We start from the raw sequence: 13,914 nt of genomic DNA on the forward strand, positions 1-13,914 counted from the left end.
ATTACAAAAAACCATGAGAGAAAAACTTATTTTGCTTTTTACTTTTATCTTAATTACAAGCTGTCAAAAAAATACTATTGAACCTGCAACCGTTGACCCTCTTTTAAAAGTTGAAAACGGATCTTACGGAAATTGTAGTTTTCTTGAAACTCCAGTTTACATTGTTAATAAAGATTATGTGATTTATCAGGACTGTTATACGCATAAAATTATTATTGCTGATGCAGCTTCTTTCGGAACAAAAGAACTGAGCAGAGAAGGTTTTGCATTTGATAAAAACGGAATTTTTGTGAAAGGTGAATTTTTAAAAATCGATACCACAGGATTTGCTTTTTTAGGAAATAATGAAAAATTAGATCTTTGGTGGGAAGCCAAAACAAAGGTTTTTAAAAATACAACAGAATTAAAAGGTGCAGATGCCGACACGTTTCCACGAAATCATGGCAAAAAGCAAAAAATGGTGTTGAATAATAAAGATGCTAATAAAATTAAAATAGATTATAATTTTTATAAGGAGGAGAATCATATTTATTTTCGAAACAAACGCACGGGTTTTGATGTTGGGACATTTACATCAATTGATAAAAGCCATTTATATTATAAAGATAAAGATGTTGTGTTTTATATTGATGATGATAAAGGAGGAATCCAGAAACTGAATGAAGTTGACGTAAATTCTGTTAGAATTTTCAATAATTTTTTAATAGATAAAAATTACTTATATAGTGAAAATATAAAAATCATCAAAAGCAACGCAATAGAATTGTTAGCTATCTTTCCAGGTTATAGAAGCGGTTGTGGTTTTGATGAAACTCCAGGTTCTAATTTTTATTTGTTTAAAAATATCGATGGATTCTGGCTTGTAAAGTTTTCAAATACAGTTTCAAAACGGTTTCTCGGAAAAATATTTGATCGCAATTGGGATCCCGCTTTTGATGTAGTAGACCTTCATAAAAAGTATGGAAATACTAGAATTAATTTGCCGCTAACACCTGGTGAGTTGGCATTAAAACAAGCAGAAAATCAAGTTTACAGCACTACAGCTGTTGATCATTCTCCTGAATATCCGGGAGGAATTAATGGTTTTACCGATTTTGTAAAGAAAAATTATGCTGTACCCAAATATCTAATTGAAAATGACATTAAAGTAAAAGTGTATGCAAGTTTTGTAATTGAAAAAGACGGAAGTTTGTCTGATATAAAAATTCGTCGTGATCCGGGATATGGAACAGGAAAAGAATTCGTACGGGTTTTAAAATTAATACCCAGTTGGAAACCGGCTACAGTGAATAGGAAACCAGTACGCTGTTTGACTAATATACCGTTCAATGTAAATGATTTTTGAAAGAATTTTTTAAAAAAAATCACATCTTCCCAACCTTTTTTAATTTAAAAGCCTCTAAATAATTAAGAAGCTTTATGTTTCAAAAATATAGTATTCATTCTTTCAAAAAGTATATGATAAAAAAATTACGCTTCTTGTTTATTTTGCTTCCGTTAGCTGGCTTTTCGCAGAATGCACAAGCATTGCGCGAACAAGCCGAAGCTTACTATAAAAAAGGTGATTTTTTAAAATCATATCAAACCTTAAATAGTATTAAGGATAAAAGTGTTTTAGAGAATACAACTGTCAACCTGCAAAAAGCGAATCTGGAAGATATTATCAATCACCGTTTCTTTAAAAAAGTAAAATTAAACGATTCCTTATACAAGGTTTATGTTAAAACAAAGGTTTTAAAATCGCAGGGAATTTATAATGAAAAATCGAATACGTACACGATTCCGCCTATTTATGATTCTATTCCTTTTAATGAACGGTATTTTAAATATTTAAATGTTTATAAAAACAAACAGACTGCATTTGTAAATATTGAAACGGGAAAAGTTATTATCCCCCTAGGAAATCAATCCAGTATATTTTACGGAGAATATATCTTGTCAGGCACAATGACGAAGTACAGCGGCTTTTCATTTGACGGCCTTGTAAGCGTTTTTGATTTAGATGGAAATTTACTTTTTAAAGATCTGAATGGTTATAATTATATGTATCATCCCAATTATATACGCACCAAAAACAAAAACAATAAATATCAGATATTTGAAATAAAAACCAAAAAGATAATCATAGACGATGTTGATTATTTTTTTAATCCAAACGGAGCTATAGTAGAAAATGAAATTGTTTATGACAATATATGGCTGCCATTTCATAAAAACAATCAATATTATCTCTATAAAATTACTCCGGAAGGAATTATAGACACGCATAAATTTGATACTTATATTCATTTATATTCAAATTTCAACTACTTTGATAATGCGATTACAACACTTATAAATAGTAAAGCCAATGCGCCGTTTATTTTAGATGAAAAAAGAGCCTCTTTTTTTAATTATTATACCCTTGTAAAAAAGAACGATAAGTACGGAATTTATAATGTTTCAAAAAATAATTATTATAAAGAACCCATTTATGATTCAATCAATAAATTAGGCAATACATTTTATAATGGAAAATGGATAAACCTTATTTATGGCGAGGAAATCTGCGCGCCTGAAAGTGATAGACCTGAAGGTATCGTTTTTAAGAAAAACAATCTGTTTGGGCTTATGAATTTAAGCGGTACAATTATCGCTGAAGCTGATTATGATGAAATTAGGTTTCTATCTAATGGAGTTTTTATTTTAAGAAAAGGCCAAAAATGGGGTTTTATAGGTGTTGAAAAACAAGATAAACTGGTATTGCCGGAGTATGATTATATTGAATACGTGAGTAGTGATTTTGGCAATATTGCCTGCCATAAAAATAAAAGAACGATCAAGTATTTTAGAAACGGCGAAAAAATAGATCTGGTAACTATTGAAAATCAAAAATTTAAAAAATATAAATATCTTGAGGAACCCAATTTTAGCAACAATGTAAGTGATTTAGAAAGGTTAGATGAATTTGACAGAGTTATTTTTGAAAAGAAAGGAAAATACGGTCTGGATGATTTTTCTAATAAAGAAATTTTGGAAGCTAAATATAGTAATATTGCTTATGGGAGAAAAAACACCTACATAGTTTCTATAGGTAAATTATCTGGGTTAATAGATCATAATGGCAAGGAGATTATTCCCGTAAAGTATGATCGTATTGAGCGCGGCGATTATAATTCGGGTTTGCTTTTTGCAACCTTAAATAATGGGTTGGCAAGCATTTTTAATTCTAAAGGCGAAATGCTGTATCCGTCTAAGATCAAAGAAGTTACTGATTATTATTATAATCCCAAAACAAAAACTTGTTTTGTGTATGTTACAGAAATTTCAACAGCGGTAAACGTAAAAAATAAACAAGGCAAAAAAGAAGAAATTTATAAAAATGGTATAATAAAAATTAAAGATGATAAAGCTGAAAGACTAAATATAGAAGGTGATTCTTTTGAATTTGTAAATCCTAATCATATAATTGGCAAGGACGAACGTACAGGTAAAATATATTTCTATAATTTAAAGAATGGAAAAATTATTGAACACCCTTTTAATTACTATTTTATTAATGATTATTCAAACCACAGGATTTTTGCTAAAAAAGATTATTACTATGATACTGTAATTGATAGTTTAGGTAATGAATCAACTCTCGAGCATCCTTTTGATGTAATAAGCAACGGTAATTACTTTTTTAGAGAAGGGAATAATACCGGCGTAATGAATATAAATCTAGAAGCAGCTCCTTTCAGATATCCTGTTTTAAAAAATATAAACGAAAGTGATTTTCAGCAAATGTCACCGTATCCTTCAAAAGAGTATCGTGAAAAAGCTTCTTGTTATTTTAAATTTAATCCAAAGAGCAGTACAATAAAAAATGGCTTAATAAATTTTGATGGAACAGTAATTTTTCAGTCTGGAATTTATGATGATATTCAATTACTGCATTTTGGCAAAATGAATTACTACAGCAGTTTTGGAGAAAATGAGTTTCTAAAAAAATACGAAAACGACCTTTTTGTATGTACAATCGATAAAAAAGAATACAAAACAATACAACTTATTACCAGTAAAAAAGAAATAACGGCTGAGTTTGACATTGAGCGAAACGGCTATTGGAACTTTAGCAACTACAATAATGCTATCATAATCAAAAGTGCCGATTCGGTGAAGGTTTATGATCTAAAAAATAAAAAATACCAGTTAAAAATAAAAACAAATCGTTTTGAGGAAGATAAAGATTCTGGATATACTATTTCCTATATCGATCAAAAAACAGCTAAAGTTAAGTATGAGAAATACGACTATAATGGTAAACCCATTTCAGATACTATTGTAGATGTAAAAAAACAATATTATGCAAAACCAAATGAAAATTACATCGTAAAAAGAAATGATAAATACGGAACAGTCAACTCAAAAGGAAAACCCGGAATTCCGTTTGTATACGATTATTTAGAGTCTAATAATGGAAAATTATTTATTAGTAAAAGCGATAATTTATTCGGAATAATTGACGGAGACAATCAAACCATTGTAGATAAAAAATATCAGGAAATAAACTGGGTTGAAATAAAGGACAGAAATTCAGATTATAGAACAGCATTTTCTGGCTATAAAGTGAAAGAAAAAGATAAATTTGGACTTCTTGACGCTAATTCAAGAACGACTTTGCCAACTGTATTTGATGAACTTAAACTTTCGCGAACTATAATAACTGCTAAAAAAGATTCACTTATAAGTGTTTACGACTATACATTCGAAGAGAACTTTTCGGCTATAGCCGATAGTATTGATTTGGATAACAATAATATGTATCATTTGTACAAAAACGGTAAATTGTTTTATAGAGATTATAATGGAAATATTACAGACAAAAATCCTTACAGACTCTGGGAAGATCAACTTAAAACTACTTATTCTAAAGAAATAGAAGGAAAGTATTATCTGGTAAAAAATAACAATTTACTTTATAAAACACCTGTTGTAAGTTTTGCAGAACTGGAGCAATCCAGAGATTTTATAGGGGAACATTTTGACCACTTATTAATTCAAGACGAAAATAATTTTTACGGCTTATTTACAAAAGACTTAAAACAAATTCTGCCTTTTTTATATGAGGAAATTAATATCGTAATAAATGAAGATTTTTATATAGTTAAAAAAGCTGGAAGATACGGTGCGATAAATTCCAAAAATCAAACATTGATTCCGTTTGAGTATGACAAGATTTATTTTAATCGAGGAGTATTTTATTGTACAAAAAATAAAATAATTTATCACATAACTCCACAAATAAAATAATTAATTGCATCAGAACAAATTAAAGAAAAACAGCTACAATGGCAGTGAGCAGAACAATCAAATCGATGGCAAAACAGGAGCAATTTTCAAATGGTGTTATCGTGTATATTGAACAATAAAGTACGGGCAATTGATGTTTATTTTTTTCAAATCTTCAATAAAGTGGTTCGGAAATTGTCCCGTTAGGGCTACAAGTATAAATTAAAAGCTGAGAAATCTAGATTTCTTGGCTTTTTTTGTGGTTCGATAAATTTTGTTTCAGTTTCTTGAAATTTTAAACTCCTGTATTTTCAAGAGAATTTGGTTCGAGTCCCGTTAAGTTAAACTGCTATTAAGTTATTCTAATTACCCTGAAAATAGAATAGAAAAAAAATTAATCTTCCCTACTTTTTTCGATTTTAAAATATCTATAGTACGAAGGAAAATCAAGTCATCAAAATACTTTTTTTATTGTTAATTTGGTAAAGTGAATTTTTAGCTAAAAAAAAGAATTAAATAGAGTCGCCTTTCTATCAATTTATGGCTTTTTTAGAATAAAAAGACATTCATTCCCAACCTTTTTGCTTTTTAAAGCATCTATAAAGAAAAGAAAACAATTATGAAAAAACTGAATCTCATTTTTATATTATTTTTTTTATTTGGAATACAAAAGTCATTTTGTTTTGAATGTGAGAATTATAATGGAGTTCAGGTATATCCACTCAGAAATGCTATTAGCTCAAACTCTGCTTTTCTAATTGATTTTAGTGAGAAGGAATTTAAAATAAAAGATCAACTGAAAGATTTGGAATTTACAGCTATCTCAACAAATGGTAAAAAATATAAACTGATTATTCTTGAAACTAATTTTTCAGGAAGTATGGGGCAGTTTTTTCTAAAGCCGAAATCCGGAATAATAATTGGCGATACGATTTCCATTAGTATATCAATAAAAAATAAATCAGAATTAGAGGGGGGTATTAAAAAATTAGAAAGCTATATAAAATGGAAAAAATGGGTCGTAAAATATAAGAAAGATATAGAAAAACCTATTTGGAAACAATCTGGAGAAGAGTACCAGCTTTTTAATTATGGAACTGGACTAGCTGTAGAGTTAGTTGGTTTTAGTTTTTCAGATAATTTGTATTCTGAACTTGAAAAGGTAAAAGATTATGAATGGGTTCCCTATTATTTTCGTATTGAGTTTATGAACGAACGTTTTATCAGTTCAGGAGATCATACAACGCCTAGACTCTTTAATGGAATTTGTAATGGCAATTTCACATTCGAAAACAATAAATCGTATTCCGCAAAATTAAGAGCTGTTGATGCTTCAGGAAATTTTTCTAAAGCATCAAAAATAATATATTTTAATACTACAATCGGAAAGGTGAAACCAATTAATATAGATGGTCCATACACTGCGATACCCGATCCTAATTTTGAGAAAGCCTTAATAGAAAAAGGGTACGACTCAGGAACAATAGATAGAAAAGTGCCTACTGCGAATATCGCCAATGTAACTGATTTAGAAGTTTCTAATAAAAAAATATCTGATTTAACTGGAATACAAGACTTCGTAGCTTTAAAAACTCTTATTTGCATATCTAATGATTTAAAAACGCTGGATATAAGTAAAAATAATGCTTTGACTACATTGTGGTGTTTTTCAAATCAATTGTCTTTTTTAGACGTAAGGAAAAACAAGGCTTTGGAAGAATTACATTGTTATGAAAATAAATTGACAACTTTGGATGTAAGTCAGAATATTGCTCTGACTAAGCTTTGGTGTTATTCAAATCAATTAGCAGCTTTGAATGTAAACAATAATAAGATTTTAAAGGAGCTGGTTTGTCATACCAATCAATTGACGTCTTTGGATGTAACTAAAAATAAAGATCTGGAGGATTTGCATTGCGGTTTAAATCAATTTAAAGTGTTAAATGTGAGTAAAAATAGAGCTTTGAGAGAGTTTAGTTGTTATTCTAATCAACTCAATACATTGGATGTAAGTAAAAATATTGCTTTAGAAAAAATATATTGCCAAGAAAATCAATTAACAGCTTTAGATTTAAGTAAAAATATAGCTTTGATTGATTTGAATTGTTCTTCAAATCGTTTACCAATTTTGGATGTGAATAAAAATATCGCTCTGATTTCATTAAATTGTCATTCCAATCAGTTGAGTAATTTGGATGTGAGTAAAAATACAGCTTTGACCTGGTTGAGTTGTCGTTCAAACCAATTGTCTTCTTTAAATGTTGACAACAATAAAGCATTAACCGAATTGTATTGTTTTGAAAACCAATTAACTAATTTTGAGGTAAACAAAAATATCGATTTGCAAATTTTGAAATGCAATACAAATAAAATATTAGCTTTAGATACAAGTAAGAATATTGCTTTGAAAATCTTTGACTGTTATTTAAATCAATTAACTGCCTTAGATATATCTCAAAATTATCAATTAACTGAATTTCGTTGCGACAGTAATCTACTGACAAATTTAAACTTATCCCAAAATCCGCTTATAACTCAGTTTTCCTGCAGTCATAACAAATTAAAAACTTTATATCTAACAGAAAACGCTGTTTTAACTAGTTTAGATTGCTCTTTTAACGATTTATACTCGTTAATTATCTCAAATGCAAACAATCGAAGAATTACATCATTTAATGCTCTAAGTAATGCTAATTTAAAATGTATCCAAACTGATGGCGAAAAAGTCCCTAGTTACTGGAAAAAAGATGCAATAGCCAGTTTTGAAATCTCCTGTGATAGTTTAAAAGATCCTATAAAGAATCAACCCTACAAATGAAAACCCCAATACTATTTATCTTCGTATTCATAATGCAGCTTTGTCCTGCACAAAACCATGATTTGATAAAGGAGAAAGCGATGCTGTTTTTTAATAACGGAAAAATACAAGAAGCCTTACAGACTTTAGAACAGATTAAAGATCAACAAACCCTTGAAAATACAAATGTAAACATCTGGAAAAAGCATTGCAAAGAAATCCTCGAATGCAAATTTTCAGAAGGGATTAAGATAAATGATTCTGTTAAAATAATTACGGTAAAAACCGGGCTGCTAAAACATTTTGGTATTTATAACAGTAACGCTAAAAAATACATAATCACTCCGGTTTATGACGATATTACGGCCAGTAAAAATTCTAATTACAGCATTATCAATTTAAATAATCAAAATGTGCTAATTGATTTATCGGGAAAAACAATTATTCCTTTTGGGGATTATAAAATCACGAGGTACGATAAATTTGCATTGTTGACTTCAAATGATGGAAATTCGATCCTAAGTTTATATAATTTGGACGGAAAACTGCTTATAAATAATTTAAAATCGGTTTATCTGGTAAGTGAGAAATATTTCATGACGCAGAACGAGTTAAATAAATTTGGATTATTCGACACTGAAAAGGCTCAGTTTATAATTGAAAACTGCGATAAAATTGAAAGCATTGACGGAAATTTTGGATCGGATACCAAAGGAGTTTTTATAAAAAGAGATAACAAAACCGAGCTTTACAGTTTTACTACCAATCGTTTTAGTGCGCAGAATGATTTTGATGAAATCATTACTAAAAGCAAAGGAATAAATTCATTTCTTCAATATCAAAACAAAGCAGATAAAGAGAATACCATAGAAATAGATAAATGTATTATCGTAAAGAAAAATTCAAAATATGGTGTTTACAATCTGACACAAGAAAAATATGACACAGAACCGGTTTATGACTCTATAAACCATTTTTACAATTTCCTGAAGAACAAGGTTTTGAAGAATTTAAAATATGATTATCCCATAAAAGAAGATTTCGATTATCTCTCAGAGGCCGTAGTTTTTAGAAAAAATAATTTATATGGGTTAAAATCAATCTCTAATAAAATTATTGCTGCAGCTCAATATGATGAAATTGACCAAATAACAACCCGTTTATTTCTAATCAAAAAGAAAAAATTTTGGGGATGGATTTATGTAGAAAAAAATAAAATCTCAAACATAAAACCTCAATTTGATCATGTTTATCAAAAGTATAATTACAAATATGATTATACGCGCCAAAGTTTTGATAAAGAATATGCAGTTACTCAAGAGCAGCCTTACCTTGAAACCTGTTTCAAAAATAAAATTAAAAAATTCTCTTTGGATGGTAAGGTTCAGGTAAATTTTGAATCAAAAACGGATAAAGGATTTACGGAAAAAGAATATCCACAGACGGATTGGAGTTATAGCAGCCCAAAAACCTATAGAGTTTTAACAACCCAAACAAAACTAGCTAATTATGCTGAAAAAATACCTGACGATCAAAAATTATTTGGCCTTGATGACACAAATGGCAACGAAATTATAAAGCCATTCTATACAGAAATTGATAAGGGATTAGCAAATCAATTTCTTGTTGTGTATGATGATCGCGCAGTGGGTGCTATTGACGAAAACGGCAAAGTGATTATTCCGCTAGATTACAAAGCAATAGAACCTTTTGATTCGAAATACTACATCGTAAAAGACAATCAATATTTTGGCCTTTTTGACAAAGACGGCAAAGAAGTTTTTCCGCTTATTTATAAAGAAATCAAAGTGTTTTTAGATGGTTTTTACCTAATTAAAGATAAGGATGATTGGTTTAAAATTGTTGATAATCAAAACAAAACCATTTATGTTTTTCCTAAGTATACCGAGAAAGTTTTCACTATCGAGAAAATCGTAACAGATAAAAAAGTGGTTCTATATAATTTAAAATTCAGATTAAAAGCAGGATATGAATACTGGGATGATCACTTTTTAATAAAAATTGAAAATAATCTGGCGACAAGATTTTTAGAAAAATATAAGATTGAGGAAATTTATGATAATAAGATTGTTGCAATAAAATCAATTAACCTGATTGGATTTTATGACTTGAACAATCAAAAATTGATTGAGCCGAAATTCAGTGAAATTAAAATAATTTACTCCAAAACAAGTAAGCTTATTTATTGTAAAACAGATAACTATTTTGACACGATTGTGGATGAAAATTTAAATGCAACCGTTTCAAAAGATAATATTTCTTATATTATCAATAATGTGATATTTTATGAAAAGGACGGCAAATACGGTTTTTTTGATAAAAACAATAAGAAAACAAAAAATACTTTTGAAAGGATCGATGTAAATGATCCTATTTACGCAACCAAGGAAAAGTTTTATAAATTTTATAATAATGGTAAAAAAGCGGGTATTGTTAGTGAGGATGGAAAAATTATCATTAAAGCCAATCTTTACGATAAAATCCATAGCGTTTCAAGTATAGACGAACTACCAATATTCAACAAAAAGTTTGCTAAGGGAGAACTAAGACAGATCTTGGTTTGCATTGACAATTCAGATAAAACCACTGATAAAATTGATTTTGTAACAATTGAAGGAAATAAAATAGCCAGTACAAAGGTTGCCAAAAAAGATTATTCGTTTTATTTTAGAAATGGAATTATAATTCTAATACTTCGTGACGAAAAAACTATATTTTTTGATTTACATGAAAACAAAATTATTTCACAAGTGAACGGTTTTTCATTCAACAATGATTATGATCGTGCCTATACTATTTTGAAAAATTATACTTCCGCTTTAGATTCAAAAGTAGTGGCACAAAAATACAGTACAAAAGGAAATTTAATCTCGGAACAAATTATTGACAGAAATCTGAACACCCAATATTTACCAAATTGGAATTATTATTTAATTCAGAAAAAAGGAAATAAATATGGAATTATTGATGTTAATGAAAAAATCCATGTTCCCTTTGTTTATGATAGTATAATGTTGTCTGTTGATTCTGTTTACATAGCAAAAAACAATAATAAATATGGAATTATTGACAGCTATAACAATGTATTGCTAAATTTTGAGTATGATAAAATTGAAACGCAATATTTACCAGAAAACAGAATTACGAGTAAAGATGTAAGGTTTATTGAAGATTACGGAAAAAGAACTCCATACAGATCATCGTATAATTTCATAGTTTCAAAAGATCAAAAAATAGGAATTCTTGGGCCAACTTTAAAAACGATTATGCCTTTGGAGTTTGATAGTTTTAGAAAAGATCGAACACTTTTCGGCCCTATAATTGGTAGAAAAGGCAATAGCTCGATGGTATATGATGATCAGAGTAATTTTTTGTTTGAAGTCCAGTGTGATTCCTTACTTCAGGACAAAAACAACAATCCGATATTTTACAAAATTTACAAAAACGGAAAACAGGGATTTTTAGACTATAAAGGAAAGCTGATTTTTTCGGGACTATTTCCAAAAGTCGAAAAAACAAACATTGAAAATTTATTCATAATCGAAAAAAATTCCAGCAAACATCTTGTCAATTCAGAAGGAGCAATAATTTCAAGCGCATACGATGAAATAAATACTTCAATTATTTATAATTATGCAGTGGTTAGAATCAATAATAAATTTGGACTACTAAACCAAAAAGGTACACTAGTTATCCCTGAAATATATGACAGTATTCAAATTTTAAGCAATAATTATTTGCTAGTTTATTTAGATGGGAGATTCGGGATTACTGATTTAAATGCTGCGGAAAATAAAATTTTACCAATTAAAATTCCGGTTTCATATGCTCAAATAAAACAAATTGAAGCTAAAAAATATATAATAGTTTCAGATCCTTTTAAAACAGGAGTAATTGATTTTAATAATAAAATTATAATACCAATGATTTATGATTCAGTATATTATCAGGAAAATGGAAGATATTTTGTTTGTACCAGTAATGGAGTAAAGAGTTATTTAACATGTGACAACATAACAATACAAATTGATAATAATTCATAATAAATTATCAGCAAAAGGTATAAGATATTTTAATCAACATCATAAATTGGACCTGATCTCAAAAATTGACAAAAAATAAAATTGTCTGTATTCGTTTCATTATAAAGCAAATTAATCCCTTTCTCATTAAATGATAGTTAAGTCTTTCAAATCATCTATAAAATGGTTCGAGAATTGTCCCGTTAGGGCTACTAAGAATGACCCATCAAAATTTTGATGGGTCATTCTTAGTAGCTGGGAACAGGACTCGAACATATCTAAAATACTTCCCTAATGACTTCTGTTCAAGGCATCAATTTATCCAATTTACAGCCTTAATAACTCAAGACAACGATTATTAAATGTTGTATCATAATGACATTTTTAATACCTTTACATATATTAAAGTACATTGACTGACTGCAATTAAATTGATCAAGGAAACAAAGGACTACAAGGTAAGTCATTATAAATGAGACCTATTCGGCTACCCTTTTTGGAAGAGTACTTGAGAACACCAATAAAATCAACGAATTAAGGAATAGGTAGGTCGTCCTGCCACCCCGACAAAAGTCTTTTCATTTATTTGAAAAGACTTTTTTTTTGGAATAAACTAAAGTAAAAACTATTGCTACTTTAAAATAAAATATAGACAAACAGAGAAAAGAAGAACCGTTATCGCGTCCCGAAGGAAAAGCAGGAACTTGGCAGGTCATATTAGCTCAAATGAAACAAGGGCTCCTCAAAAAATTTGAAGAACCCTCGTTCAGTTTAAAATCAATTATTTATTCTTTATACTTTGCATCAACATCGGCTGTCAACGTTTTCAGGAAGGCAACCATATCATCGGCTTCTTTATCCGTAATATCTTTATCCAGCTGCAATTTCCCCATCATCTTTACAGCTTCTTTCAGCGAAGCAACTGAACCATCATGAAAGTAAGGTCCTGTTTTTTCTACGTTTCTCAAACTCGGAACTTTAAACAAGAACTGATCACCTTCTTTTTTAGTTAAATCATAAAGTCCTTTATCCATTTTTTTACTACGAGTCATTTTAGCGTAATCTCCATAAACTCCGAATTTCTGGAACATCTGTCCACCAAGAGCTACACCACCATGACACGCTATACAACCATTGTCTATAAAAGAATTTAGTCCTTTTTTTTCCTGATCATTTAATGCTGATTCATTTCCGTCTAAATAATCATCAAATTTACTTTTAGGAATCAATTTACGCTCAAAAGCACCTATTGCATTAGCAAGATTATCAAAAGTAATTGATTCTTTATCATTTGGGAATACTTTCTTAAAAAGACCTTGATACTCTGGAATCCCTCTTAGTTTTTTCTCCAAAAATTCCGCGTTCGGAATTCCGTGTTCAACAGGATTTAGCAAAGGTCCTTTGGCTTGCTCTTCTACATCTTTAGCTCGACCATCCCAAAACTGCATAGAATGAAGTGATGAATAAATTACCGTAGGAGAGTTACGCCCTCCTAATTCCTTCGTATCTCCTACTGAAAGGGATTTATTATCTACACCAAAAGTGGCAAGATTATGACAGGAATTACAACTAATGGTTCCGTTTTTAGACAATGCTTTATCATAGAATAATTTCTTACCTAGATCGATTTTCTCTTGCGGAATATCTTCTCCTGTTATTGTTGAAACAGATTTAAAGAAATTAGATGCTTTGGTTAATAATTCAGATTTCTCGACTACTGGAGCTTTTGAGAAATCATGTTCACTTGATTCTTTCTTGCAGGCTACAAAAGCAAGTCCCGCCATAATTAAGACAACTTTTTTCATTTGAGTATTGATTTAG

At 29.4% G+C, this 13,914-nt stretch carries 5 protein-coding genes; 4 read left to right on the top strand and 1 reads right to left on the bottom strand.

The window, feature by feature from the left end:
• The first annotated feature begins 13 nt into the window (after positions 1-13).
• The 4 genes from SHI72_RS08550 (at position 14) to SHI72_RS08565 (ending at position 12,114) form a co-directional block, all read left to right on the top strand.
• Positions 14-1,345 (top strand): DKNYY domain-containing protein, encoded by a 1,332-nt coding sequence (locus tag SHI72_RS08550; protein ID WP_323489709.1) that lies wholly within the window; start codon positions 14-16, stop codon positions 1,343-1,345.
• Positions 1,346-1,458: 113 nt separating this feature from the next.
• A complete protein-coding gene (locus SHI72_RS08555) occupies positions 1,459-5,274 on the top strand; it encodes a WG repeat-containing protein (protein WP_323489710.1) in 3,816 nt (1,271 codons plus the stop codon).
• 598 nt (positions 5,275-5,872) lie between these two features.
• Positions 5,873-8,071, top strand: coding sequence for a hypothetical protein (locus tag SHI72_RS08560; protein ID WP_323489711.1), 2,199 nt, complete (start codon positions 5,873-5,875; stop codon positions 8,069-8,071).
• Complete coding sequence (locus SHI72_RS08565; RefSeq protein WP_323489712.1) at positions 8,068-12,114, top strand: WG repeat-containing protein; 4,047 nt, start codon at positions 8,068-8,070, stop codon at positions 12,112-12,114. Before SHI72_RS08560 ends, SHI72_RS08565 begins: the two co-directional genes overlap by 4 nt.
• A 764-nt stretch (positions 12,115-12,878) precedes the next feature.
• Here SHI72_RS08565 and SHI72_RS08570 read toward each other — a convergent pair.
• Entirely contained in the window at positions 12,879-13,898 is a 1,020-nt protein-coding gene (locus SHI72_RS08570; protein WP_323489713.1) for a cytochrome-c peroxidase, read from the bottom strand.
• Positions 13,899-13,914 lie beyond the last annotated feature (16 nt).

The sequence above is a fragment of the Flavobacterium sp. PL02 genome (assembly GCF_035013205.1).
Classification (GTDB): Bacteria; Bacteroidota; Bacteroidia; order Flavobacteriales; family Flavobacteriaceae; genus Flavobacterium.

Excerpts from the sequence above, each read along its gene's own strand:
- SHI72_RS08550 (WP_323489709.1), top strand. The coding sequence starts at position 14 with ATGAGAGAAAAACTTATTTTGCTTTTTACTTTTATCTTAATTACAAGC.
- SHI72_RS08555 (WP_323489710.1), top strand. The coding sequence starts at position 1,459 with ATGATAAAAAAATTACGCTTCTTGTTTATTTTGCTTCCGTTAGCTGGC.
- SHI72_RS08560 (WP_323489711.1), top strand. The coding sequence starts at position 5,873 with ATGAAAAAACTGAATCTCATTTTTATATTATTTTTTTTATTTGGAATA.
- SHI72_RS08565 (WP_323489712.1), top strand. The coding sequence starts at position 8,068 with ATGAAAACCCCAATACTATTTATCTTCGTATTCATAATGCAGCTTTGT.
- SHI72_RS08570 (WP_323489713.1), bottom strand. The coding sequence starts at position 13,898 with ATGAAAAAAGTTGTCTTAATTATGGCGGGACTTGCTTTTGTAGCCTGC.